Source organism: Enhydrobacter aerosaccus (genome assembly GCF_900167455.1).
Lineage (GTDB): Bacteria > Pseudomonadota > Alphaproteobacteria > Reyranellales > Reyranellaceae > Reyranella > Reyranella aerosaccus.
Map to the genome: position 1 here is coordinate 458968 of NZ_FUWJ01000001.1, position 25287 is coordinate 484254.

The window sequence follows — 25287 nt, forward strand, 5'->3', positions numbered from 1 at the left end:
GTTCCAGGAGTTCGCTCGGCGTGTTCGAGGGTTGAAGCGATCCTACGCCGCGTATTGTGCCCAGCTGGATCGGCGCGAGGCCGATTGGACGGCCGCAAGCCCGGACGGCCGCGTCGTCCGGGTCCGAGTGTCGGCCAGTGATCTCGACAGGTTTTGTGGCTCGTCCGAGCGGGGTTGCTCGGCACGGGAACTGGGCGGACTCGCCAACCTAAAGGATACAGGTTGGCTTTGACCGCCTGCGAATGCTCCTAGTCCGTCGCGGGCACGTAAACAGTCGTTGGCGGCGGTGAGCTTGGCACCACCACGGCTGTCGACGGCTGTGGCGCCGGCTTCTGGACGACCGTCTCGCTGTGGAAACCACAGGCGGCGAGCACAAGCGAGACGATGGTGAGAATGCCAAGCCTTTTCATGCGAACCTCCCAAAAAGATGAAGGGCGACCCTCTGCCAACGCAGGCTTGTGCATGCTGGTTGCGCGATTCCGAACAGAGGCTTAGGGAGATCGTCTCTGCAAAGGGAGGCTCGACTCATCCGGGGATAGGCTCTCTTGGGAGCGCCCGTCGTCGTTCACGGCGTGATGCTCCACCCCTGCCAGCCTGAGGTTGTGGCCTATATGGTAGGCGAAACCAAGAGCAGCCAGCAGGGCGATACAGAGAACGAGGATCTTGCAATAGGGAGAGGCGAAGAACCTTTCCATTGCTGAATCCTTCGCAACCGGAGCAAGGCCCAATAGCGGCCCGTAAGGGCTAGCGTCCGCCCGATGAGAGGCTGTTCGTCGATACCGTGTTGTTGAAATTCGGCAGGGCAGACGGCGCCTTGGATGTGTCCTGTGTCCCGGCCGCCATCGGTATCGTGCCGCCGGGTGTGGCGGACTGAGGCATGCTGCCCGGCACGCTGTAAGTCGTTCCCGTCGTTCCGTTGGAGACCCCGGGCGTGCCGCCAAAGGAACTCGTAGTCGGATTCGTTGTGCCGCCTTGCTGCGCAAGTGCGGGTGTCGCACCGGCGCAGACAACGGCAAGTGCAAAGGACCAGATCTTGACCATCTTGATCTTCCTCATGCCGGCCGTGAGGGATGTCACAGGATGCCCAAACGGCCTATGACAGACGACCCTCTTTTCCTTCCGATCCTGTAACAAAGAAGTGGCTGGCCAGGCGTACGCCCTGTCCTCAATGGGGAGGATTTGCGTCCCGCAGGCTTGCCAGTTTCTGGGTCAGAGCGGGCAGCACTGCCTTTCCATCTTCCTGCGGCAGGAAGATGAAATTGTAGACGTAACGACCGAAGCGCTGACGGGCTTGGAGAGGCGCAGTCAGATCGGGCAGGTTCGCTGGATCCTGCATCCTCTCGATCGAAAATTGCTCGACGGGTTTTAGAAACCCGTCATGAACGAAATAGCCGACATAGCCGAAGTCAGTGAAATATGCGCACGCCCGCGCCAGTCCGCCTCGCGATAGACGCTCGTCGACCTCCACCAGCATGCGGGGTCGACAGCGCTGAACGGTAGCGACCGCGCCGTCCAGGACCGCCTGCTCATGGCCTTCGACATCAATCTTGATGAACCCAGCCTCGCCCCGATAGACGTTGTCGAGCTTGTCCATCCGGACCTCGATACCGCGATAGCCCGGATAGGTGGCAGCTGCGCTGTCGGAAACAGTGGAGCACCCCTCGACGGCGACGCCGTCGACAACTGGCATTCTGAGTTCAATCGTTCCGGTACGATCCGAAAGCGCGATCGCTTCGATGGTAACGCCGCGCGGGAATTTCTCGTTGAGCGCCGCCGCGAGCTTTGGCATTGGTTCGAAAGCAACAACATGCTGGGCGTGGCGGCGCAGGTAGTGGACGTAGCTGCCGTCATTGGCGCCGACATCGAGTGCATCGGCCTCGGGGCGGCAAAGGAATTCCAACAGGTGCAGCTCGACTTCCCCGTAGCGGCCATAGAACCGGGCTTCGCGCCAATTCAGAAGGGCCTGCGGGCAAAAGGTGCGCAGTGCGTGCCGTGCACCGTGATAGCTATCCGTGAAGCTGGCCATGTCCATCCTCGCATGCAAAGACGATGACAGTGATGCGACGATAACCGGGGCCCTCAGCCCCTGCATCAGCGTGTAGGGGCTGACGCAATATGGTCACCGTCGATCGGGCGGTCGGGCCGTAGCCGTGGGCGAACAGGGCCTTAGTCGTGGCTCACCAGCCCGGTGCCGACGCTCATGCTGCTGCTGCTCACGACGGGCGGCGATGCCGGCGTGGGACTTTGCTCCACTGTCTGTGTGCGGACAGAACAGGCCGCAATGGCGACAACAATCAATGCCAGAACGATCATGGTTCGCATGACGGGCTCCTTATTCGAACGGCGGATCGAACACGGGTAACGTGCCGATGCGGCGACAGAACGTCGCTCGAGGCCATCCGTTGCATGACCGGACAAGGGCCGTGATCTGCGAGTGTGGCGGATCAGCCGTTGGCGATCTCGAGCAGGATGTCGGCGTGGCAGGCCGTTCCAGGGCGACACCAGCAGGCGAGGTTCTTGCCCCACAGCGCGCGCCTGATCTCGTCGAGCGGGGGAGGCGGACCAGGGCATGCTGTCGGTGAATGGCCCTTGCCCAGCAGCCAGAGACGATAGTCCTCCACGGCCTCCTTTATGGTGTAGCCGTGAGCTTCATCCGCCCGAAAAGGATTGCCCCAGCGGGAGGGCCGGGCCACCACCACCGTATTGGCCGGCTTTCGCCAACCCGGCCGACGCGAAAGCTGAATGCGCTGGGGCCTCATAACGGAGTGTCCCGATGGTGGCGGCCGTCCAGACAGGCTCCAGCTGTTTTCCGACCAAGCTTGCGCACGGCATTGTCATCCGAGCGCCGCTCATCGTCGGGCGCATGTTCACCCCATTGCTTGAAGAAGAAGGCGATACCGGCGGCAGCGCATTGGTCCCGAAGGATACGAAACCATTGGGGCTTTGAGGCTCTTGCTTTCGGACCGCTCTCCCCGCCGGCAATGACCCAGGTGAAGCTTTGGCGGTTGTTTCGTTCCGGACCGGGCAACCATGGCGCCAGATCAAGTTGCTCGAGCAGCGGTTCAGCCGAAAGGACATGCACCTTGGCCTTGATGTCCAGAATCGTCGGTGCTCTCAGGGCAAGCATCTTCTGAGTCTCTGCCGTAACGCCGAGCCAGAGGTTGTCCGGCACGCGGCGGCCGCAGAAGAACTTGACTGCGACTTGAGGCCGTTTGGTGAGCAGAATGTAATCGAGCCACGGCGTGCGCTTGATCAGGTCGATGTAGTCGTGGCGCCATGCGTCGGATATTTCGGCATCGAACGGATCGGCCAGGCTCGGCCCGAACACCTTTGCCCGGGTCCGCCGTGCTTCTGCCTTGCGATTCCAGACGAGAGGCTGCCGCCAATAGGTCGCAGACGTCCGATGCCGCGGGGCTCCAGGCTCGAACTCCGCCCACCCGCGTCGGCGGGACATGGCCGCGGCATAGCAATTGTCACAGGCGTCGCTTACCCGCGTGCAGCCGATCCACGGGTTGAAGGTATGGTCCACCCATTCGATTTTCGTCCGCTCGGCCACGGCCAAGCCCTGCTCCAGGAAGATGGCGCATGAAGGGCGATGGCACGATCTGCCGTCTATCCTCGCAGCCCCAGCCGTTGGCCGCGATAGGCCCCGCTCAGAACCCGCTCCCACCAACCGCGATTGTCGAGGTACCATCGTACCGTGTCGCGCAGACCCTGCTCGAAAGTATGGCGAGGCTCCCAGCCCAGCTCGCGTTTGATCTTGCTGGCGTCAATAGCGTAACGGGCATCGTGGCCAGGCCGGTCGGTCACGAACTCGATCAGCCTGGCGTGTGGCCGTGTCACGGCGTTGGGCAGCATCTCGTCGAGCAAACGACAGATGGTTCGCACGACATCGATATTTCTCTGCTCGCTATTACCTCCGACATTGTAGGTTTCCCCAGGCTGTCCCTGGCGCAGCACCAGCGTCAGCGCCTCGGCGTGGTCCTCGACATGCAACCAGTCGCGCACATTCTCGCCTCTGCCGTAGACGGGCAACCGCTCGCCGCGCATGGCGCGGATAATGATGAGAGGAATCAGCTTCTCGGGAAATTGGTACGGGCCGTAATTGTTCGAGCAATTGGTGGTCAGTGTCGGCAGCCCGTAAGTGTGATGCCAGGCGCGCACCAGGTGATCAGAGGCGGCCTTGCTGGCAGAGTATGGTGAACTAGGTCGATAAGGCGTGGTCTCCGTGAAGTTACCGGTAGGACCAAGTGAGCCGAACACCTCGTCGGTCGAGATGTGCTGGAAGCGGAAGCGCGCCCGGGCATCGGCGTCAAGATTGCGCCAGTAGTCGAGCGCCACGTCCAGCATCACATAGGTCCCCTGGACGTTGGTCTCGATGAACGCGGAGGGGCCATCGATCGAGCGGTCGACATGGCTTTCGGCTGCCAGATGCAGGACCGCGTCGGGCCTTTCCACCCGGAAGATTTCCGCGATCGCGGATCGGTCTAGGATGTCGGTCCTGTAGTGGCGATGACGATTGCTGGCGCCAGCTCCGGCCAGAGACTCCAGGTTGCCCGCATAGGTGAGCTTGTCGACATTGGCCACCGACCAGTCGGTATCGCGGATGACGTGCCGCACGACTGCCGAGCCGATGAATCCCGCGCCGCCGGTAACGAGAAGTTTCATGCCCCCCTTTTAGGCCATGGCAGGGCAGACCTCCAAGCCAGCTCGTCTCGAGGAAAGTCCTCTTGGCCTGCGGGCTTAATGATGGAGGATCTGTCCCAGGAAAGTCCGGGTCCGCTCGTTGCGCGGATTGGCGAAGAATTCGGACGGCGGGCCCTGTTCGACGATCTCGCCGCGATCCATGAAGATCACACGGTCCGCAACCGCGCGCGCGAAACCCATCTCGTGGGTGACGCACAGCATGGTCATGCCTTCCTTGGCCAGCTCGATCATGACGTCGAGCACTTCCTTGACCATTTCCGGGTCGAGCGCCGAGGTGGGCTCGTCGAACAGCATGATCTTCGGCCGCATGCAAAGCGCGCGGGCGATGGCCACGCGCTGCTGCTGGCCACCGGAAAGCTGGCCGGGATATTTGTTCGCCTGCTCGGGGATGCGCACCCGCTTCAGCAGGCTCATTGCGACTTCTTCCGCCTCCTTCTTCGGCATCTTCTTCACCCAGATCGGAGCGAGAGTCAGGTTGTCGAGGATGGTCAGATGCGGGAAGAGATTGAAGGACTGGAACACCATGCCGACCTCACGGCGGATGGTCTCTATGTTCTTGACGTCGTTCGATAGCGTCACGCCGTCGACCACGATGTCGCCGCGTTGATGCTCCTCGAGCCGATTGATGCAGCGGATCAGGGTCGACTTGCCCGAGCCGGAAGGGCCGCAAATGACGATCCGCTCGCCTTGCTTCACGTCGAGATTGATATCGGACAGCACATGAAACTGCCCGTACCACTTGTTGACGCCGCGCAGTTGGATAACGGACGGCGCATGCGAGAGATCGTGAGCGACGGAAGTGGCCATCTAGCGGCGAGTCCCCTTGTTGAGCTCGGTTTCGAGATACTTCGAATATCGCGACATCGAGAAGCAGAAGCAGAAATAGACGAAGGCAGCGAACAGGTAGATCTCGCCCGGGAAGCCCGCCCATTTGGGATCGACCAGCGCCTGGTTGGCGGTATTGAGGAAGTCGAAGATGCCGATGATCAGTACCAGCGACGTGTCCTTGAAGAAGCCGATGAAGGTGTTGATGAGCGGCGGGATCACGACCCGCAGCGCCTGGGGCAGGATCACCAGCGTCGTCTTCTGGAAGTAGGTGAGGCCCATGGCATCAGCGGCCTCGAACTGGCCCTTCGGCAGCGATTGCAGGCCGCCGCGGATCACTTCGGCGATGTAGGCGGAGGCGAACAGGATGACGGCCACCAGCGCGCGCAGGAATTTGTCGATCGTCATCCCGGACGGCAGGAACAGCGGCAGCATGACGGAGGCCATGATCAGCAGGCTGATCAGGGGGACGCCGCGGATGAGCTCGATGAAACCCACGCACAGGCTCTTGATCAGCGGCAGGTTCGAGCGTCGACCCAGCGCCAGCAAGATCCCGAGCGGAAAAGCAAACAGCAGGCCGTAGGTGGCCAGGATCATCGTTACCGGCAGCCCGCCCCACAGGCTGGTCTCGACATAGCTGAACGGGGCGATTGACAGGGTGAACGCCGGGAACAGGCCGACCAGCCGCAGCGCGAGCCCGGCAACGCCGATGCCCGCCAACGCTCGCCAGGCATTGATCTCGATCGGCGATCCGACCGTGGCGCGCAGGACGGCGCCGCCCGCGCCGATGACGAGCGCAAGGAAGAAGATCAGGCTGCTCGAGATATTGATCTGGCCGAACATCAACAGGAAGGTCGTGGCGCTGCCGATCGACCAGATCCACAGCAGGCGCTTGTTCCACATGCGCCGGTCGGCGCTGAGGATCAGCATGGCCAGCATCGCCAGCACGGCGAACAGCGGCCGCCAGTGCTGCTCGTATGGGAACGAGCCGAAGAAGATGTAGCGGTATTTTTCGTGGATCAGGGCCCAGCAGGCACCGTGACCGCGGCAGTCCTGTCCGCTTGGCGCAGTCCAGACCGCAGTGAGCACCGCCCAGTCGACGAACCAGCTGAGCAGCCAGGCGATCGCGAGGAGCAACACGACCGTCGTGATGCCATTGCCCCAGCTCGAGAATAGATTCTGGCGCAACCAGCCCATAGCGCCGCCTTCGGATGTGGGCGGCGGAAGTTGTCGGCGTTCGCCGACGGGAACATCGGTCATGGCCTAGCGCTCCCGAAGCGCGATGCGCTTGTTGTACCAGTTCATGAATGCCGAGATGCTGAGGCTCACGCTCAGATAGGCGACCATGATGATCAGCACGTTCTCGATCGCCTGTCCGGTCTGGTTGATGGTGACATTCACCGAGGCGACGAGATCCGGATAGCCGATGGCGATGGCCAGCGAGCTGTTCTTCGTGATGTTGAGATACTGGCTCGTCATCGGAGGCACGATCAGGCGCAGCGCCTGGGGCAGCAGGACGAGGCGCATTGCCTGGGCTCGCGACAGACCGAGCGCCGCCGCCGCCTCGCTCTGGCCCTTGTTGAGGGCCAGGATGCCGGAACGTACGATCTCGGCGATGAAGGCCGAGGTATAGAGCACAAGCCCGAGCAGGAGCGCCGTGAACTCTGGCTGGATCACGGTGCCGCCGACGAAGTTGAAACCCTTGAGCTCAGGCCAGCTCATGTGGTGCGGAGCGCCGCCCGCGAGCCAGATGAGGATCGGCAGGCCGACGATCAGCGCTGCTCCAGCCCAGATCGACGGAAACGGCTTTCCGGTCGCCGCCTGACGCTGTTTGCCCCAGCGATGCAGGACGACGGCACCGGCAATCCCGGCCAGCAGCCCGAGCCCCATCCATGGATGGATGGGATCGGCAGCGGGCACTGGGAAGTAGAGGCCGCGGTTGCTGAGGAACAGGGCATTGAGAACGTTGAGGGCCTGGCGTGGGCCCGGAAAGGCCTCGCTGATCATCTTGTAGAACAGGAACAGCCACAGTAGCAGCGGGACGTTGCGGAACGCCTCGACATAGCCCTCACAGATCTTCGCCAGCAGCCAGTTCGGTGATAGCCGACCGACGCCGATCAGCGTGCCCAGAATGGTCGCGAAGATGATGCCGAGCCCGGCCACCTTCAACGTGTTGAGCATCCCGACCAGGATCGCCCGCGCATAGGTATTCGCGGGCGAGTAGGAGATCATGGAATCGCCGATCTCGAACCCGGCCTCGTGGCTGAGATAGGCGTAGCCGCTCGCGATTTTCTGCCGGGCAAGATTCTCGACCGTATTGGTCACAAGGAACCAAGCCAGAAACCCAACCAATCCCACGACCACGGCCTGGAACACCCAGCCGCGAATGACGGGGTCGTTCCAGGGCGCGATCTTCGCATGTTGTGGAGAGCCGATCGACTCGACAGCCATTCGCCTAGCCCCCCTGATTGCCGGAATTATCCGGCATTTCTCTTGTTGCGGAGAGTGTAGGAGGGAAAATCACAATTGTAACCTGCGAAACCACTGGCATGTATCGGATCAGCGAATGGGTTCGGCGTATTGCAGGCCGCCCTGCGTCCACAGCTTGTTCAGGCCGCGATCGATCTTCAGAACCGAGCCCATCCCGACATTGCGCTCGAAGCTTTCGCCGTAGTTCCCGACCTGCTTGACGATGTTGTAGACCCACTTGTCCTCTACCCCGAGGGCCTTGCCCATACCGGGGGTGACGCCGAGGATGCGCTTGATCGTCGGATTGTCGCTTTTCAGCATGTCGTCAACGGTCTTGGAGCTGATGCCGTACTCTTCGGCCTCGAGCATCGCGTACTGCGTCCAACGCACGATATCGGCGAATTGCTGGTCGCCATGACGGACGGCGGGCGCCAGCGGCTCCTTGGAAATGATCTCGGGCAGAACGACGTAGTCGTCGGCCGTAGCCGGCGCAGGAACGTTTGCCGCGCGCGTCGCATAGAGACCTGAGGAATCGGTCGTGTAGACGTCGCAGCGCCCAGAGAAGAAGGCAGCGCGGATTTCTTCGACCTTCTCGATCACGACCGGCTTGAACGTCATCTTGTTGGCGCGGAAGTAGTCGGCCAGGTTGAGCTCGGTGGTGGTGCCGGGTGCCACGCAGACAGTGGCGCCGTTCAACTCCTTGGCGCTCTTTACGCCCAGCTTCTTCGGCACGAGGAATCCTTGACCGTCGTAGTAGGTGATGGCGGTGAAATCGAGCCCGAGCGCCGTGTCACGCTGCAACGTTGCGGTTGTATTATTCGACAATATGTCCACCTCGCCCGACTGCAACGCCGTGAAGCGCTGCTGTGAGGTCAGGGGCACATACTTGACCTTCTCCGAGTCGCCAAAAATGGCCGCCGAGACGGCGCGGCAAACATCGACATCGAGGCCGGTCCACTTGCCTTGGCTATCCGCCGACGCGAAGCCTGCGATGCCCGTAGGCACGCCACAGATCAGATTGCCTCGCGCCTTGATGCTGTCGAGATCCTTGCCTGCCCAGGCACTCCCTGACGCGAACAGAGCGACCGCGCCGACGGCCGCCGCTACCGAAGCCTTGTGCATATTATGCCTCCCTTTATTTGGCCTCGCCCAAGTCTCACCTGTCACGGACAAGCAAGCAACAGGCCAAATGGAAACCGCCGCCCTTTGGGGGCGGCGGCCATTGCGTCTGCAGGTTGCAGGAGATCAGCGGATCGGAGGCGCGTACTGAAGGCCGCCCTTGCTCCACAGCGCGTTGAGGCCGCGCGCGATCTTCAGTGTCGAGCCCATGCCGACGTTGCGCTCGAAGCTCTCGCCGTAGTTCCCGACCTGCTTGACGATGTTGTAGACCCACTTCTCGTCGACGCCGAGCGCCTTGCCGATACCCGGGGTCACGCCCAGGATGCGCTTGATCGAGGGGTTCTCGCTCTTCAGCATCTCGTCGACGTTCTTGGACGTGATGTCATTTTCCTCGGTCTCGAGCATCGCGAAGAAGGACCAGCGCACGATGTCGGCGAACTGCTGGTCGCCATGGCGCACGGCCGGACCCAGCGGCTCCTTGGAGATGATCTCCGGCAGGACGACGAAGTCGTCGGCCGTGGCCGGTGCCGGCACGTTGGCGGCGCGGGTGGAGTAGAGGCCCGAGGCGTCGGTCGTGTAGACGTCGCAGCGGCCGGCGAAGAAGGCGGAGCGGACTTCCTCGACCTTCTCGATCACGACCGGCTTGAAGGTCATCTTGTTGGCGCGGAAGTAGTCGGCAAGGTTGAGCTCGGTGGTGGTTCCGGGCTGTACGCAGACGGTGGCGCCGTTCAGCTCCTTGGCACTCTTCACGCCGAGCTTTTTCGGCACCATGAAGCCCTGGCCGTCGTAGTAGCTGATGCTGGTGAAATCGAGACCGAGCGCGGTATCGCGTTGCAGGGTCCAGGTCGTGTTACGCGACAGCAAATCGACTTCGCCCGACTGGATCGCCGTGAAGCGCTGCTGAGCGGTGAGGGGGACATACTTCACCTTCTCCGCATCGCCGAATATGGCCGCGGCGACGGCACGGCAGACATCGACGTCGAGGCCCGTCCACTTGCCCTGGCTGTCGGCCTGGGAGAAGCCTGCAACGCCGGTGCTGACGCCGCAGATGAGCTGACCGCGCGCCTTGACGGCATCGAGGTCCTTGCCGGCATGCGCCGTGCCCGCGGCGCCCAGCAGCGCGGCCGCGACGGTACCCGCGCCGATGAATTTCTTGAACATGCGTTTTCCCCTTTGGTTGTCCCTGCAGCCCGGCGCTCCACTCGGGGTGGATGCTGATGGGCGAGGGGCAATTGGTAGGCGATCACCCCGATCGGTTCAATCTCAGGGGATCGATAACCGACGCTGTCGCGGCGGCCCTGTCTCGCCCGCCGGCCTCGCCCGGCTCGGCTGTCGCGCCGCCTGTTAGAGTTGTCCCGGCGCCGGCGGCGGTGTGAACGGATTGCGGCTCCAGAAGGAAGCGCGTTGCGTCGGCTGCTGGGAAATGGCTGCGGCGCGGATGTTCTGCTGCCACTGGCGATAGGCAACGAGATCGCCGCCGCCGAGCGAGTCCGTGCCGTTCCCGTTCAGGTACGGTTGCGGGTCGACAAACTGCCCGTCCTTGATGGCGGAGAAGTGCAGGTGCGGCCCGCTTGCACGACCGGTCGCGCCGACATAGCCGATCACTTCACCCTTGTGCACGAACGTGCCCGGGGCAATGCCGACCGCGATCTGGGACATGTGGGCGTAGAGCGTCTCCAGATGATCCGAGTGGCTGATCTTCACGGTCCGGCCGTAGTTGTAATACCAGTTGGCGTGGTTCACGACGCCGTCGGCGGCAGCGAGGATCGGCTCCCCGTAATGGGCCTCGAAGTCGATGCCGTTGTGGAAGGCGTGACTGGTGACCCGGCCGTAGTAGCGGCGGGTACCGAACGGCGAGGAGATGCGCGACCCGGGCTTCGGCTCGGCGAAGGCGCTTCCGCCCAGTCGCTTGCCGTTCTCATCGAACCAGCCTTCGGGCTGATCCGGGGGAGAGAACCACCAATACGAATGCTTGCTCTTGCCCTCGCCGATGCTGGCATAGACGAGCCGCGGCGATCCGTCTGCCGTGCGGGCCTGCATCATCTCGACTTTCGCGCCGGCGTTCGGCGAGAAGCCGGCAAAGGCGGCGCTGAGATCCTTGAACAGCGGCTGATTGGCGCCGCCGGGCATCGAGTTGAAAGCGGCGCTGGCGCTGTCGGCCCTGACGAAGGTGATGGTCCCCGGGACCACCGTGCGCGCGCCGGCGCCCGGTAGGCTCGCTTGGGTGGGACCGCTCAGCGTCCGCTCGGTCTCGGTCCCGGCGATGCTGGGCGCGGTGGGAACATTGGAACCGGTGCCGTCTTTGGCGCCGTTCTTGTTGAAATCCGACAGCCACTTCTGGTTGAGCTCGTCGGCCTCGTTGTCCGTCGGAGACGGTAGATTGTCAGGATTGATCTTGGCGACAGGCTTCCGCTGGGGGTGGACCTGCTTCTTGCTCGGAACGGCGACCTGGGCCATTGCGGCGCCGGGCGCGGAAAGTTGAAGGATCGAGATAGCGAGTGCGGCGGTGAGGAGTCCGCGCACCATATGCCAACGGTCGGCGCGCTCAGCGCGCGTCGTCGTGATCGCCATTCAGCCTCTCCCGTCTTATTGACCCGGACACATACCCTTTGCGGCTGACAGCGAATTGACCGGCTCCCCTCTGCCGATATCCCTGATCTGCGCGCGGCCAAATACTGGCCATGAAAAAATCGCAAGTCCAACAAAAAGTGGCAAAAATGCAACACCCCTGCGGCTTGAGCTTAGCGCATTGAAAAATAATACAATTGTGTCTCAGGAGTGGCTGCGGTCGCGAAAAAAACTGGTGGGCAGATTGCCGCTGCGAGCCTTTTCGCGGAGAAGCGGGTACCTGGCCAGGAGGCCCGCTGCCTCGGCCATTTCTTCGACATCGTTGAACATAGGGACCCCGGCTCGCTCCATGGTAGCGAACCACGCGTCCTGATCCGGCAAGGTGCCCATCATGCTGTGCATCAGAGGCAGTCGGGACCTCGCGGCCAGGTCTGCGAGACGCCCGATCACGGGCGCGGCATCGACCATGAAGGGCACGACATGGATCATCAGGACCATGTCGTAGTCGGTGCCGGCGTGAGCCATGGTGGTTTCGAAAGCCAGGGCGAAGCGGTCTTCCCGGGCATCGGCGAGGAGGTCGATCGGGTTTGCGACCGATGCCTCCGGCGGCAGTTGCTGGCGCAGGACATCGATCATGGCCTTTGGAAGAGGGGCCAGGTCGAGGCCCTCCAGCACCGCACGGTCGGTACAGATCACCCCGGGGCCGCCGGAGTTCGAGAGAATGAGGGCACGGCGGCCGAGGCCTTGGGGGAAACGGCCGAACGCCTTCGCCGCGATCAGCAGTCGTCTCAGGCTTTCGACCCGCACGATGCCGCAGGAGGCACAATAGGCATCGATGGCCGCCTCGTCGTTGGCCACCGCGCCCGTGTGAGCCGAGGCGGCTCGGCCACCGATCATCGTGCGACCTCCGAACAGCGCGATCACGGGCTTCTTCGCAGAAACCTCACGCGCCACCTCTCGGAAGCGGTCGTGATCCTCGATCGATTCGACATAGAGCAGCGCGGCGCCGATCTCGGGGCGGTCGCCGAGCCAGGCAAGGTAATCCTCGACGCCGAGATGCACGGCGTTGCCGACGGAGACAACCGATGCGAGCGGCAGCCCTCGCCGATTGGCCTTGTCGATGAACTCTTCCGCCAAGGCGCCGGACTGGGAGATGAAGGCCAGGCCGTTGGTTGCGCCGCCGACAACGCCGGCCGGCAAATCGCGCAGGAAGGTAGCGGCGAAACGCCAGGCCGGATCGAGATGGACGATGCCGGCGCAGTTGGGGCCGGCGATAGTGAGGCCGCGGTCGGCCGCCAGCGCCAGCAGCGCTTCGTTGCGCGCCACACCCGTAGGTCCTGCCTCCGCGAATCCACCGGGCAGGATGAGCAGATCGCGGATGCCGCGATCGGCGGCTTCGCGTACCGCATCGAGGATTGCATCGGGTCGGATGACGATCACCGCCAAGTCGACGACGGACGGAATTGCCGCGATGGAGGTCACCGCCTCGTAACCGAAGATGGTTCCTCCCTTCGGATTGACGGGAACGACCTCGCCGGCAAAGTGGGCCTGCCGCAGCATCTGCATGACCGCGCCGCCCGAGGAGGTCGGCCGTTCGCCGGCGCCGACGACGGCGATGCTGCGGGGAGCGAAGAAGGGCGTAAGATCGCGGATGGAGGCTGTCATCCCGATCGTTGCAGCATAAGCGGACGGGAAGAACAAGCCGCTGCCAACCTTCGCCTCGACCCGCCGCAAGGTCCGCTTCGATCGGTGGCATTGAATGGCGCGATCCCGCCTCCATATCCCGATTGCCGTTTGTGCATTCGAGAATACGGGGGAGATAGAGAATGGCCGATCCGATCGAGCTCCTGATCCAGGGGCGGTCGCATGAACTGGCGCCTGGTTTCCCGGTGCGCCGCGTGTTGCCGAGCGCGAAGCGGCGGACCGTGGGGCCGTTCATCTTCCTCGATCATTTCGGACCGTTGGTCGTGCCGCCAGGTGGCGACGGCATGGAGGTGCGGCCGCATCCTCATATCGGTCTTGCAACCGTCACGTACCTGTTCGAAGGCGGCATCTTCCATCGCGACAGCCTTGGCTACGCGCAAGCGATCCGTCCCGGCGATGTCAACTGGATGACGGCCGGCAGTGGTATCGCCCATAGCGAGCGCACCGAGCCGGCGCTGCGGCACAGCGGCTTCCGGATGCATGGCGTCCAGACCTGGGTTGCCCTGCCGAAGGCGCACGAGGAAACGGCTCCGGGGTTCCAGCACATCGAGGCCGCGCGGCTGCCGGCCTGGCAGGAAGGGGGCGCATCGTTGCGATTGATCGTCGGCAGCTATGTCGGCCATGTCGCACCGACCACCCATTTCTCACCGATCTTCTACGTCGCGGTCGAGATGCCGGTCGCGGCCAAGATCACCGTCTCGGCGGAACACGCCGAACGAGGCGTCTATATCTCCGATGGCAGTGTGACGATCGGCGATCGACAGCTCGTCGTCGGAGATCTGGCCGTTCTCGCCCCGGACGTGCCGGTCGATCTTGTCGCTGGCACGGAGGGCTGCAAGCTTATGCTGCTGGGTGGCGCGCCGATCGATGGGCCACGTCACATCTGGTGGAATTTCGTCTCCTCGACGCCGGAACGCATAGAGCGCGCGAAAGCCGACTGGAAGGAAGGCCGCTTCGGCAAGGTCCCGGGCGATGCGGAATTCATCCCGTTGCCCGATCGCTGACGAGGCGCCAACGTCCCGAACGCTGCCGCCGGAGCGCGCGATCGGCAATCCGGATATGCGAGCCCAGGAAGTCGATCAGCGCTCGTGCGCGGGCGGGCAGCGGGCCGCCTTGCCCGAGATAAACGGCATGGATGTCTTCGCGGTCGCCTGGGTTGAATTCCTGCAGCACCGGCATCAGGCGGCCTTGCTCGATATCGGGGCCAATATGGAACAGGGCAAGTCGTGCCAGGCCGACACCTTCCAGCGCCAGCTGGCGAGCCGCCTCTCCATCGCTTGCGTTCACGACTGAGGGCGGCTGTATGGTTTCCGTCCCTCGGCCTTTCAGAAACGGCCAGCCCGGTTGCAGCCTCGCAAAGGTCCAACCGATCCGCCGATGCCGAAGCAGATCGGCGGGCATCTCCGGCATGCCGGTCCTTTTGAGATAATGGGGCGACCCCACCACGACCATCCGACTCGTGCCGAGCTTGCGTGCCACCAGTCGCGATTCGCGCAGCGGCCCAACGCGAATGGCAACATCGGCACGTTCCTGCAAGAGATCGATGACCGTGTCCGACAGGATCAGGTCGAGCGTCACCTCAGGATATCGAGCAAGAAATGCCGGGATGAGCGGCAGCAGGTGATGTCGCCCGAACGGCACGTTGCAGTTGACGCGGAGATGACCGCGTGGGGCGGCGCCCGCCGCCGCTTCGCGTTCCGCTTCCTCGAGATCGGCGAGAACGCGGACGGCCCGGTTGTAGAAGGCATGGCCCTCCGGCGTCAGCCGCAACTGCCGCGTCGAGCGATTGATCAGCCGTGCATTCAGCCTCGACTCGAGGCGGGACATCAGCTTGCTGACCGCGGAAGGGGTGAGGCGGAAATCGCGCGCCGCGGCACTGAAGCCACCGCGGTCGACGACCCTGACGAAGACCTCCATTTCGGCAGCTCGGTTGACCTCGGCGCGTGGCATGATGAATTCATCTCACAAATGAATGTCTCTATGCTCTTCTAATCCTTTTTGCCCGCGCATGCCATCTCCCGGTCCGCATCAGAATCGGGAGATGTCTTCATGCCTGTGGCCGTTCTCGCCTTGACTGCAGGTGCCTTCGGTATCGGCACCACGGAATTCATCATCATGGGCCTGCTCTTGCAGGTTGCGGCCGACATGCACGTTTCCGTTGCGACGGCTGGTCTGCTGATCTCAGGTTATGCGCTTGGTGTTTTTGCCGGTGCGCCGCTCCTCACGCTGGCCAGCCGGCGCGCGCCCAGAAAGGCCGTACTGCTCGGGCTGATGGCCATCTTCACGGCCGGTAACGCCGCGTGCGCGATCGCCGATAATTATTCTCTGCTGATGGCGGCGCGCATCCTGACCGCACTCGCACACGGAACCTTCTTCGGTGTCGGTTCGGTCGTTGCGACGGCCCTGGTCAGCGAGAACAAGCGGGCCTCGGCCATCGCCACCATGTTCGCGGGACTGACTGTCGCCACGCTCCTGGGTGTTCCCTTCGGGGCGTGGCTGGGGCTCATCTTCAGTTGGCGTGCCGCCTTCTGGGCAGTTGCTGCGATCGGAGTCGTGGCATTTGCCGTGCTTGCCGTCTTCGTGCCGAACGATGTCGGACAGGAGGGCCAGTCGTTTTCCTTGAGAGAGGAACTCGCGACCCTGGCACGGCCTTCTGCTTGGGCTTGCCATGACGGTGCTCGGCTTCGCCGGCGTCTTCACCGTCTTTACCTACATCCAGCCGATCCTGACCGAAATCACGGGATTTTCCCGGGCATCCGTCTCGCCAATCCTCCTGGTCTTCGGCGCCGGGCTGACGGTTGGCAATGTTGCTGGCGGCCGCTTCGCGGATCGCGGCCTTGCGCGTGCCTTGATTGGCACGTTGGCCGGACTTGCCGTGGTGCTCGTCGCGCTCCAGCCCGTTCTCGGGCTGAAGATGCCGATAGTGGCAATGATCGGTTTGTTCGGTGTCGCCGCGTTCGCCACTGTGGCTCCGCTGCAGTTGCGCGTGCTGAAAAAGGCAGGGCCTGCGGGCCGGACTTTCGCCTCAAGCCTTAACATCGCTGCCTTCAATCTCGGCAATGCTCTTGGAGCCTGGGCCGGCGGTATCGCTATCGATCACGGCCCGGGTCTCGCGGCACTACCTTTACTGGCTGCTGCCATTACGGGAGCCGGTCTTGTGGTGGCGCTTGTCAGCCTGCGCCTCGAGACGCGACCGGCTGCGGCAATGGTCTGCGATCCTGAGTCGGTTATGTGAGTACGGAGGTCGTCATGGACTATCGCAATCTCGGCAAATCCGGTTTGAAGGTCCCGGTGCTCAGTTTCGGGGCCGGCACATTCGGCGGCCAGGGGCCTCTCTTCTCCGCCTGGGGCAACACCGACGCCCAGGAGGCGCGGCGCCTGGTCGATATCTGTCTCGAGGCAGGCGTCACGCTCTTCGACACCGCTGACGTCTATTCCAACGGCGCTTCCGAGGAGATCGTGGGTACGGCCATCAAGGGGCGGCGCGACAAGGTACTGATCTCGACCAAGACCAGCCTGCCGATGGGCGATGGGCCGGGCGAGGCGGGCTCGTCGCGACATCGCCTCATCCGCGCCGTCGACGCTTCGCTGGAGCGGCTGGGAACGGATCACATCGACCTGCTGCAGTTGCATGCGTTCGATGCCGGCACACCGATCGAGGAAGTGCTCTATACGCTCGACCTGCTGGTGCGCAGCGGCAAGGTTCGCTACGTGGGCGCCTCCAATTTCTCGGGCTGGCATCTGATGAAGGCGCTGGCGCTGGCCGATCGTCACGGCTGGCCACGCCATGTTGCGCATCAGGTCTACTACTCGCTCGTCGGGCGGGACTACGAAGGGGAACTGATGCCGCTCGGTCTCGATCAGGGTGTCGGGGCGCTGGTCTGGAGTCCCCTCGGCTGGGGACGCCTCACGGGCAAGATCCGACGTGACCAACCGCTGCCGGCCAGCAGCCGACTGCATCAGACGGCGCAATGGGGGCCGCCGGTGACGGACGAACGTCTCTACCGTGTCGTCGACGCCCTCGATGTCGTTGCGGCGGAGACGGGGAAGACAGTGCCTCAGGTTGCGATTGCCTGGCTGCTGTCACGGCCGACAGTCTCGTCCGTGATCATCGGCGCCCGCAACGAAGCCCAGCTGCGCGACAATCTCGGCGCCATCGGATGGGCCCTCACCGGCGAGCAGATACAGCGCCTCGACGCGGCGAGCGACGTGGTGCCGGCCTACCCATACTATGCCTATCGGGTTCAGGACGGGTTTCGCCGGCTCAATCCACCGCCGGTGTAACCGCACGGCGCAAGCCAGCCGTCGCGACAGCCTCCCGCGGTAGAGCCATAGAGAGGGACGAAGTAGCTGTATGGCCCTGTGCCCACTTGTGCCGCGGTAAGGGGGTCTTCGTCTTCAGAGCCAAATCATGAGGCGGACTTGTCGAACGGCCGATTAGGCTGTCCGGCGGAGCGCGGTGCTGATGCATGTCTCCCCTCGTCAAAAGACGAAGAGCCTGGAGCCGACGATACCCAGGGGCCATCTGCCGGCTGCGAACAGCCGAAACTTGCTCTCGAACAGCGGAGCGTCCTCGTCCGCCAGGCGTGCCACGGCAAGCTGGTAGACGGCGTGCGATGCCGCTCCCGCCGCGACGTGGATCGAAGCGGGCGCGGCCTTTCCCATTCTCGCCGCGGCGCTGGCTGCCTTGCCGTGCACAAGGTCGCCTGCTTGGGTCGTAAGCTCGGTCAGAGCCGTCCATAGCGCGCGGTCGGGATAGCGTGCCTCGGCCTTGGCGAGGAGGGCCTTGCGTTGGGCCTCCTCGCGTTCCCACCATCCGGATTGCGCATCCGGCACTTTGAGCAAGTTCTCGGCCTCGGGCCAGTCGCTGGCCTGGGCGATCTCCAACCTGCCTTGTCCATGCGCATCGGCATAGGCCTCAGCGTCGCCCCGCTCGCTGTCAGTCAATGGCTCACCGAGGGCGGCGAACCAGGAAGCGGCTTGCACCTCGCGGCCGAGCGACTCCAGCGCGGTGCGGGGGAGGGCGATGATGGTCAATGCCGGTTATGCCGCCTGACGGATCGCGGGCAAAGTCAGGCCATACTTCGCCGCCACTTCCGTGGCGCGCTTCACGTAATCCTCGCGCATGTCGTCATTGGTGCGCTGCTTTATCTTCCATTTGCGGAAGATCTCGTTGTTACGCGACTTCGAGGCACCGAAGAAGGCGGGAAGGAAGGGCCAATATTCGTTCACCGCCGCCTGCAGCCCTGCCTTGCCCTCCGGTGTCTTCACCAACTCGGCCGAGAAGTCCTCGCCGAACTGGGCATGGAAACGCTCCTCCGGCATGGTCGCGCGCGCCAGGTTGCGCAGCGGATGGAAGGTGCAGTGGAGCAGATCCTCGACCTGCAGGATCTCCGCAAGGTCGGCCAGCAACTTGATGGCGACGAACTCTTCCCAGGTCTTGAGCGGGAACTCGAAGATCGACAGCGGCTTCTTCGTTCCGCCCGGCACCATGCGCTCTTCGGGGATGCCCATCTGCACGCCGAGCTGCTTGAAGCGGACATGGTGTCCATACTCTTCCATGGCGACTCGGCAGGTCAGCCACTTGGCGTAGGGCGTCGGTGCGAAAGCGATCGCCGGCTCGTCGAACACCTGCGCACCGTACAGTTCGTTGATGGCGTGGCTTATGACGAGCTTGGAGACGGCCTCGCGATATTCCTCGGGCGCGCTCTTCAGGTCTTCGACTGTCTTGACGACGATGTCCGTGTTCTCGGTCATGGCGATATCCTCCTCAGACGAGCGGTTCGGTGTTGAAGGCTTCGAGATCGGTGGTGAGATCGGTGAACTTGCCGCCGAAGGTCGCGACCAGCGCGTCCGCGAGTGCGGCCGGCTCGCCAACCTCGATCCTGTCGACCGGGCGCGGCTGGCCGAACAGAAAGACTTCGCGGCCGCGCACGCCCAGCAACTGCCCTGTGATGCCCTTGGCCGCCGGCGCGCACAGCGCCGTGACCAGGTTGGCGACATGGTGCGCGCCGATCTTGAGCGCACGCTCTTTGTAGGTCTTCTGAGCCTCGTTGGCGGGCTGGATGACGTCGGTAACGCGGGTGCGGGCGAACGGCGCAACCGCGTTGACGGTAATGGCAGCGCGCTGCAGGTCCATCGCCGCCACGCGCGTCAGGCCGAACAATCCGGCCTTGGCGCTGGCATAGGCCGCCTGACCCAGATTGCCGTAGAGGCCGGCCGAGGAGACGATGTTGACGATGCGGCCCCACTCATAGCCGTCCTTACCGCCCCGTCCCGCCTTGCCTTGCTCACGCATCACCGCCGAGGCCGCATTGATGAGATAGAAGGGGGCTGAGAGATTGTTGCGGATCACCGCGTCCCAGTCGCGCGGATCGGCGCGGAAGACGAACGCATCGCGTAGGATCGCGGCGTTGTTCACGACGATGTCGAGGCCACCGAAGGTCTTCACGGCCGTATCGACCAGCAGTCGCGCCGCACCGGGCGAGGCCACGCTTTCGGTGAAGGCGACCGCCTTCTTGCCGATCGCGGACGCGATCTCGCGGGCCGGCGTCGGATCGGCGCCGTCGCCGGCGATCGAGGCACCCACGTCAGCCACGACCACGCTTGCGCCCTGAGCGGCCAGCGCCTCGGCGATGGCGCGGCCGATACCGCGGCCCGCACCGGTGACGATGGCGACGCGCCCCTCCAATGATCCCGTCATAGTTCCGCTCCCGTTTTCTTGCCGGCGTTGGCCATCTCGGCCGCCGTGTAGAAGGCATCGGCATGGATATCGACGCGGCGCATGCCGCGTTCCTCGAGAAGCCGTGTCGCGGCCTCCACCATCACCGGGGGCCCGGCCAGATAGGCCTTGCAGCCGTCGAATTCGTCGAAATCGGCGGCCACGGCCTCGTGAACGAATCCGGCCCGCCGGCTGCCGCCGCTCTGCTCGCTCAACACCGGTGTGAAGTGAAGCGTATCGTGCTTGCGCGCCAGCGCCTCCAAATGCTCGACGAGGTAAAGGTCACGCTCGGTTCGGGCGCCGAAATAGAGATAGATGTGCTGCGGTAGCTTTCTGGCCAGTGCCTGCTCGACGATCGATTTGATCGGGGCCAGGCCCGAGCCGCCGGCGATCGCGATGATCGGTCCGCGATGGGCTTCGCGCAGATAGGACGTGCCGAACGGCCCTTCCACGCGCACGCTCTCGCCGATCCTGAGTTTCTTGGCGACGTAGGCGCTGGTGGTGCCACCGGGCGGGCAGCGGATATGGAACTCCAGGACGGGATCGCCCGGGATATTGGCCATCGAATAGTCGCGTGGCGCGCAGCCGTCGAAAGTCACCGAGGCGAACTGGCCAGCCGAGAAATCGAACGGCCCGCCCGAGTCGATCGCCAGGCGTACGCGCTTGATGTCGTGCGTGGCATCGTCGAGGCCGACGACCTTGCAGGAAAGGAGGCGGCGCGGGTGGACGATCAGGTCGTCCTCGTCGAGCCAGGCGACCTCCGAGTCCTCCCAAGGCACGGCGCGGCAAGCGAGGATCAGGCCACGATCCTTCTCCTCGTCGGAGAGCGCGAACTCGGAATAGCCTTCCATCGTGACCTCGCCCTTCACAAGGTGCGACTTGCAGGCACCGCAATTGCCGGACTGGCAGCCATGCGGATAAGCAACGCCGGCATCGAGCGCCGCCTCCAGGATGGTGGCGCCGACGGGCACGTCGATCGTACGCTCGGCCGAGACGATGCGGACTTTGAAGCTCATGCCAGGATAACGCTTATGGGGATGGGAAGGAGCCGAATTTGTTTGCGCCCCAAACAATCCCCGTATACCACTCCGTCGATGGCCCGTCCACCCGCTCACTCCGTTGACGAGACCGCTGTTGGGGCGCCGCCTGCGCGCCGCATCGATCGTGGCCTGCTGCCGACGCTACTGGGATATGAGCTGCGCCGCACGCAGTCGGCGGTGTTCGCGGATTTTGCCGCCACCTTCGCCGCGGCCGGCGAAACGCTGACGCCGGGGGAGTTCGGGCTCCTGGTGCTGGTCGAGCGCAATGACGGGATGAGCCAGATGGCGTTGGCGCGCGCCCTGGGCATCGACCGCTCGACGCTGGTGCCGATCCTCGATCGTCTGCAGGCGCGCGACTTGCTGGTGCGGCGCCGGTCGCCGACCGACGCGCGCACCCATGCGCTCGGCCTGACGGCGGAGGGAGAGCAGGCCGTGGCGCGCTTCACCCGGCTGGTGAAGGCGCACGAGAAGCGCATCGCGTCGGGCCTTTCGGCGGCCGAAACCCGACTGCTGATCGAGCTTCTGGAGAAGGTGCGCACGGCGGCGCGTTCGCTATAGTCCGCCCGCCATGACATCAGTCCATCCCGATTTCGCCCATCTTGCCGCTGCCGCCGAGACGCTGAGCGACGACCATCTTGTGGAACGCCTGCGCGCCGACGCTCCGGACGCCATCAAGACCTTGAACGGCCACCTGCTGTCGCTCGATACCGACCGCGGCGTGGCGCGCTTCCGCTTCGAGATCGTGCCGGCCTTCTGTCACTCCGGTGGGCGCATCTGCCAGGGCGGCTTCCTGACCGGCATGGTCGATTCCGCCATGGCCAACGCCGCCATCGCCAAGAGCAAGTTCACCGCCGCCGTGCCGACGCTGGAATTGAAGATCAGCTTCTTCGAGGCGATGGGCCCGGGCATCGTCTTCGCCGAGGGCCGCGTCATGCGCTGGGGCGGCTCGATCGGCTTCCTCGACGGCGATTTGCGGGACGAGAAGGGCCGGCTCCTCGTCCACGCGACCTCGACCATCAAGATCGTGCGACCGAAGGCGAAGTAGGATTGCGGACGGGCCTGCGCCCACCTGTGATCATGTGCCGTCGGAAACGACGCTGAGCCAATGCTCGGCAATCTGGCGGCGAGTCGCGAACCAGACGGCGCCCTTTTGGCGCATATGGCCGACGATGCGATCGAGGGCGGCGATGCGGCCGGGGCGGCCGATCATGCGCAGGTGCAGGCCGATCGACATCATCTTCGGATGCCGCTCACCCTCTGACCACAGCGCGTCGAAGGCGTCGGTTGTGTACTCGGCGAAGTCGCGCGCCGTGACGAAGCGGTGGAAGCCCTGGTGATAGTGCATGTCGTTGGTATCGAAGCTGTAGGGGATCACCAGGTGCTTCTTTTCGGACACCGTGACGAAGAAGGGCAGGTCGTCGGAATAGTCGTCGCTGTCGTAGAGAAAGCCGCCTTCCTCGACCAGCAGCCGTCGCGTGTTGGGCGAGGGCGTCGAGCGCGTATGCCAACCGACCGGGCGGTGACCGGCGATCTCCGTCAGGACCGCGACGGTCCTGGCGATGGCTTCGCGCTCCTCGGCCTCTGCCATGTGGGCATGCTTCTCCCAGCGCCAGCCATGGCAGGAGATCTCGTGGCCGCGTGAGACGGCGTCGCGGATCAGCCAAGGCGAGCGTTCAGCCGCCTTGCCGCAGGCGCTGACGGTGGCAGCGACGCCCAGCCGCTCGAGCGTGTCGGCGATCCGCCACCACGCCGCCTTGGTGCCGTACTCGAAGTGCGATTCCATGCAGCGGTCGGGCACGCCGGCCACCTCGTCGGTGACCTCGTAGACCTTCTCGTTGAACGCGTCGCCGTCGGACAGCGACATCTCCGCGCCTTCCTCGAAGTTGATGACGAAGGAGACGGCGACGCGGGCGGCGCCTGGCCACTGCGGGTCGGGCGGCGTTCGGCCATAGCCCTTGAGGTCGCGCATGGCCTGGTCAGGCGTCCTTGTGAGCGATCACCGCCGCGAGTGCGGGGCTGAGGCCGGTCGAGTCCTTCGGTCCCGGCCGGCGGTAGGTGCCGGCGATCGCCTTGCGCGGATTGAGCCGCACCAGCCCCTCGGCCATGGCGACCGCTGCCTGGATGCCGTCGACCAGCGGCACCGGCACACGGTCGCCGATCCTGTTGCCGAGGCCGGCGAGCGGGGCGCCCGCCAGGATCACCACGTCGGCACCGTCCTGGCTCACCGTGCGGTTGGCGAGATCGACCAGCTTCTGTTCCTTCTCGTCCTGCACGTCGTTGATGGAGACGAATGGCTCGTCGAGCATGCGGATGGAGGCGCAGCGTCCGGACATGCCGTGCCAGGCGACGATTTCGGCGAACCACGGCTCCAGCGCCTTGGCGAAGCTGACGATCGAGAACGACCGGCCAAGCGTGCAGGCGACCAGCATCGCCGCTTCCGCCATGCCGACGACCGGGAAATCGAACAGCTCGCGCGCGCCGCCCAGGCCCGGGTCGCCGAACGCCGCGACGATGGCCGCGTCGAAGGTGCCGCGCTTCTCCGCCAGCATTTCCAGCAGCACCGCGCTGCCGATCGCCGCCTCGGCGCGGGTGGCGATATAGGGCACGCCGCGCGGCGCGGTCATCGGCATCAGCTCGGTCCCGGGACCGGCGACGAGATTTCCAGAGGCGAGCAGGCGGTCGGTGACGCCGGTCGAGGTGTTGGGATTGGCGACGAGGATTTTCATGATGGAAGTCTACCGTCCGAAGCGAGGAACAAGCGAGAGCGGTGGATGTCAGGCGATGGGCTGGCGGCCGGCGCGTTGCCACAGGGCATTCGCCCGGCTCTGCGCCTCGGCCACGATGGCATCGCCATCGGCGAGCGTCAGTCGCCCGTCCGCCAGCACGACGCGGCCATCGACGATCACGGTATCGACGTCGCGTCCGGAAGCGCTGTGGACCAGCACGCCGTAGCCGTCGACCATGGGGGCGAGGGTGGGTGAGCGGCTGTCCAGCAGGACGATGTCGGCGCGCTTGCCGACTTCCAGCGAGCCGACCTTGTCGCCGAGCCCGATCGCCTCGGCGCCTTCGCGCGTGCCCCAGTCGAGCACGGTGCGGGCATCGAGCACGTTGCCCTGGCGGTTGATGCGCTGCATGGAGATGGCCCAGCGCATCGCCTCGATCATGTCGCCCGAGAAGGTGTCGGTGCACAGCGCGATGCGGGCGCCGGCTTCCTTGAGTTCCATGATGGGAGCGATACGGCCGCCCTTGGCGTTGCCGATCGGGGCGTGGGCCACCGTCATCCTCGATTTGCCGCAAAGCTCGATGTCGGCCCGATCCATATGGATGCAGTGCGCAGCGATCAGCCGGTCGTTCAGCAAACCCAGCTTGTCCATGAGCTGCGGCGGCGTAAGGCCGGTCCGCTCCTTCACGGCCGTAATCTCGGCGGGAAGCTGCGACAGGTGCGTATGGATATTGCCGCCATGTGCATCGGCCAATTTCTTGACCTCGCGCAGGAGATCGTCCGAGCAGGTATCGGGTGCATGCGGTGCCCAGTCACAGCGGATGCGGCCCTCGTCGTGGCCGTTCCATCTCGCGATCAATTCAGCATTCTCGCGCAGGCTCGCCTCGCCGATGGAGCGGCTGTAAGTGTGCTTGCCGGTCGCCAGCGCGCCCGGCTCGGCATCGTGGACGCGGCCGGCAATGACGGCACGCAGGCCGAGTTCGGCGGCGGCGCGCGCCAGCGCCGAGGGATAGCGATAGAAGTCGACGACGGTGGTGCAGCCGGCCCGCAGCAGCTCGTACATGCCGAGGCGGGACAGCGCGTAGGCGTCCTCCTCGGTCAGCCAATGGCCCTGCGGAATGCCGGGGGTGTACATCGGCGCGAAGCCGATATCCTCGATCATGCCGCGCGTGATCATCAGCGGCGTATGGTTATGCACGTTGACCAGCCCGGCCATGGCGATGCGACCCTTGCCGGGGAGGCTCTCGGCAGCGCGCCAGCGCTGGGCGATCTCGGTCGCGGGACCGAGATCGACGATGGCGCGATCCCGCACGGCAATCGCTCCGTCGTGCAGGATCGTGCCCTTGGCGTCGAGGGTGAGAATGAGGTCCGCGCCGACCAGCAGGTCGCAGGGAGCCGGTTCCTGGGTCATG

Annotated in this window: 26 protein-coding genes and 1 pseudogene; 5 read left to right on the plus strand and 22 right to left on the minus strand. The window is 64.3% G+C overall.

The window, feature by feature from the left end; all coding sequences use genetic code 11:
- Positions 1 to 248: 248 nt before the first annotated feature.
- The 14 genes from B5D62_RS33245 to B5D62_RS02150 form a co-directional block, all read right to left on the minus strand.
- A complete protein-coding gene (locus B5D62_RS33245; protein WP_170920744.1) occupies positions 249 to 410 on the minus strand; it encodes a hypothetical protein in 162 nt (53 codons plus the stop codon).
- A gap of 334 nt (positions 411 to 744) precedes the next feature.
- Positions 745 to 1041 (minus strand): hypothetical protein, encoded by a 297-nt coding sequence (locus B5D62_RS02095; protein WP_139373697.1) that lies wholly within the window; start codon positions 1039 to 1041, stop codon positions 745 to 747.
- Positions 1042 to 1165: 124 nt separating this feature from the next.
- Positions 1166 to 2026 carry an FkbM family methyltransferase gene (locus B5D62_RS02100; protein ID WP_170920745.1) on the minus strand — a complete coding sequence of 287 codons (861 nt, stop codon included), beginning with the start codon at positions 2024 to 2026 and terminating at the stop codon, positions 1166 to 1168.
- A 140-nt stretch (positions 2027 to 2166) separates the two neighbouring features.
- Complete coding sequence (locus B5D62_RS33250) at positions 2167 to 2322, minus strand: hypothetical protein (RefSeq protein ID WP_170920746.1); 156 nt, start codon at positions 2320 to 2322, stop codon at positions 2167 to 2169.
- Between the two features lie 122 nt (positions 2323 to 2444).
- Positions 2445 to 2759, minus strand: coding sequence for a DUF4326 domain-containing protein (locus tag B5D62_RS02105; protein WP_085932165.1), 315 nt, complete (start codon positions 2757 to 2759; stop codon positions 2445 to 2447).
- Positions 2756 to 3556, minus strand: coding sequence for a DUF5131 family protein (locus B5D62_RS02110; RefSeq protein WP_231714761.1), 801 nt, complete (start codon positions 3554 to 3556; stop codon positions 2756 to 2758). The genes B5D62_RS02105 and B5D62_RS02110 overlap by 4 nt, the downstream gene beginning before the upstream one ends.
- 56 nt (positions 3557 to 3612) lie before the next feature.
- Positions 3613 to 4668 (minus strand): dTDP-glucose 4,6-dehydratase, encoded by a 1056-nt coding sequence (gene rfbB, locus B5D62_RS02115; protein WP_085932167.1) that lies wholly within the window; start codon positions 4666 to 4668, stop codon positions 3613 to 3615.
- A 75-nt stretch (positions 4669 to 4743) separates the two neighbouring features.
- The gene (locus tag B5D62_RS02120) at positions 4744 to 5514 is read right to left on the minus strand and encodes an amino acid ABC transporter ATP-binding protein (protein WP_085932168.1); all 771 of its coding nucleotides are present in this window, start codon (positions 5512 to 5514) and stop codon (positions 4744 to 4746) included.
- Positions 5515 to 6792, minus strand: a complete 1278-nt coding sequence (locus B5D62_RS02125; protein WP_231714700.1) for an amino acid ABC transporter permease — start codon at positions 6790 to 6792, stop codon at positions 5515 to 5517.
- Between the two features lie 3 nt (positions 6793 to 6795).
- On the minus strand, positions 6796 to 7983 hold the full coding sequence (locus B5D62_RS02130) for an amino acid ABC transporter permease (RefSeq protein WP_085932169.1): 1188 nt from the start codon (positions 7981 to 7983) through the stop codon (positions 6796 to 6798).
- 108 nt (positions 7984 to 8091) lie between these two features.
- Entirely contained in the window at positions 8092 to 9123 is a 1032-nt protein-coding gene (locus tag B5D62_RS02135) for an amino acid ABC transporter substrate-binding protein (protein WP_085932170.1), read from the minus strand.
- A 123-nt stretch (positions 9124 to 9246) separates the two neighbouring features.
- Positions 9247 to 10281 carry an amino acid ABC transporter substrate-binding protein gene (locus B5D62_RS02140; RefSeq protein ID WP_085932171.1) on the minus strand — a complete coding sequence of 345 codons (1035 nt, stop codon included), beginning with the start codon at positions 10279 to 10281 and terminating at the stop codon, positions 9247 to 9249.
- A 183-nt stretch (positions 10282 to 10464) separates the two neighbouring features.
- Positions 10465 to 11691 (minus strand): M23 family metallopeptidase, encoded by a 1227-nt coding sequence (locus B5D62_RS02145; RefSeq protein WP_085932172.1) that lies wholly within the window; start codon positions 11689 to 11691, stop codon positions 10465 to 10467.
- A gap of 201 nt (positions 11692 to 11892) precedes the next feature.
- Positions 11893 to 13353, minus strand: coding sequence for an acetate--CoA ligase family protein (locus B5D62_RS02150; RefSeq protein WP_139373698.1), 1461 nt, complete (start codon positions 13351 to 13353; stop codon positions 11893 to 11895).
- A gap of 161 nt (positions 13354 to 13514) precedes the next feature.
- Between B5D62_RS02150 and B5D62_RS02155 the strand changes: the two genes are divergently transcribed.
- A complete protein-coding gene (locus B5D62_RS02155; protein WP_085932174.1) occupies positions 13515 to 14396 on the plus strand; it encodes a pirin family protein in 882 nt (293 codons plus the stop codon).
- On the opposite strand, the gene B5D62_RS02160 is transcribed toward B5D62_RS02155, so the two are convergent.
- Positions 14374 to 15342 (minus strand): LysR family transcriptional regulator, encoded by a 969-nt coding sequence (locus tag B5D62_RS02160; RefSeq protein ID WP_085932175.1) that lies wholly within the window; start codon positions 15340 to 15342, stop codon positions 14374 to 14376. The two genes, B5D62_RS02155 and B5D62_RS02160, sit on opposite strands and share 23 nt — an antisense overlap.
- Before the next feature lie 99 nt (positions 15343 to 15441).
- Between B5D62_RS02160 and B5D62_RS02165 the strand changes: the two are divergent.
- A pseudogene (locus B5D62_RS02165) lies at positions 15442 to 16627 on the plus strand (MFS transporter).
- A gap of 14 nt (positions 16628 to 16641) precedes the next feature.
- The gene (locus B5D62_RS02170) at positions 16642 to 17676 is read left to right on the plus strand and encodes an aldo/keto reductase (protein WP_085932176.1); all 1035 of its coding nucleotides are present in this window, start codon (positions 16642 to 16644) and stop codon (positions 17674 to 17676) included.
- 198 nt (positions 17677 to 17874) lie between these two features.
- Here the strand turns inward: B5D62_RS02170 and B5D62_RS02175 are convergent, their stop codons facing one another.
- The 4 genes from B5D62_RS02175 to B5D62_RS02190 are packed head-to-tail and all read right to left on the minus strand — an operon-like array spanning position 17875 to position 21129.
- On the minus strand, positions 17875 to 18429 hold the full coding sequence (locus B5D62_RS02175; protein WP_085932177.1) for a hypothetical protein: 555 nt from the start codon (positions 18427 to 18429) through the stop codon (positions 17875 to 17877).
- 6 nt (positions 18430 to 18435) lie between these two features.
- Entirely contained in the window at positions 18436 to 19149 is a 714-nt protein-coding gene (locus tag B5D62_RS02180; RefSeq protein ID WP_170920748.1) for a Phenylacetic acid catabolic protein, read from the minus strand.
- Positions 19150 to 19162: 13 nt separating this feature from the next.
- Positions 19163 to 20095: an SDR family NAD(P)-dependent oxidoreductase gene (locus B5D62_RS02185; RefSeq protein WP_085932179.1), complete on the minus strand. Its 933-nt coding sequence runs from the start codon at positions 20093 to 20095 to the stop codon at positions 19163 to 19165.
- Entirely contained in the window at positions 20092 to 21129 is a 1038-nt protein-coding gene (locus B5D62_RS02190; protein WP_085932180.1) for a 2Fe-2S iron-sulfur cluster-binding protein, read from the minus strand. Before B5D62_RS02190 ends, B5D62_RS02185 begins: the two co-directional genes overlap by 4 nt.
- Positions 21130 to 21207: 78 nt before the next feature.
- On the opposite strand from B5D62_RS02190, the gene B5D62_RS02195 reads away from it, so the two are divergent.
- Entirely contained in the window at positions 21208 to 21711 is a 504-nt protein-coding gene (locus B5D62_RS02195; RefSeq protein ID WP_170920749.1) for a MarR family winged helix-turn-helix transcriptional regulator, read from the plus strand.
- Positions 21712 to 21721: 10 nt separating this feature from the next.
- Positions 21722 to 22198: a PaaI family thioesterase gene (locus B5D62_RS02200; protein ID WP_085932182.1), complete on the plus strand. Its 477-nt coding sequence runs from the start codon at positions 21722 to 21724 to the stop codon at positions 22196 to 22198.
- Between the two features lie 30 nt (positions 22199 to 22228).
- Here B5D62_RS02200 and B5D62_RS02205 read toward each other — a convergent pair whose 3' ends face one another.
- The 3 genes from B5D62_RS02205 to B5D62_RS02215 are packed head-to-tail and all read right to left on the minus strand — an operon-like array spanning position 22229 to position 25286.
- Positions 22229 to 23122, minus strand: coding sequence for a polysaccharide deacetylase family protein (locus tag B5D62_RS02205; protein ID WP_085932183.1), 894 nt, complete (start codon positions 23120 to 23122; stop codon positions 22229 to 22231).
- Positions 23123 to 23129: 7 nt separating this feature from the next.
- Positions 23130 to 23879: an aspartate/glutamate racemase family protein gene (locus tag B5D62_RS02210; protein ID WP_085932184.1), complete on the minus strand. Its 750-nt coding sequence runs from the start codon at positions 23877 to 23879 to the stop codon at positions 23130 to 23132.
- A gap of 48 nt (positions 23880 to 23927) precedes the next feature.
- A complete protein-coding gene (locus tag B5D62_RS02215; protein ID WP_085932185.1) occupies positions 23928 to 25286 on the minus strand; it encodes an amidohydrolase family protein in 1359 nt (452 codons plus the stop codon).
- Position 25287: the final 1 nt, after the last annotated feature.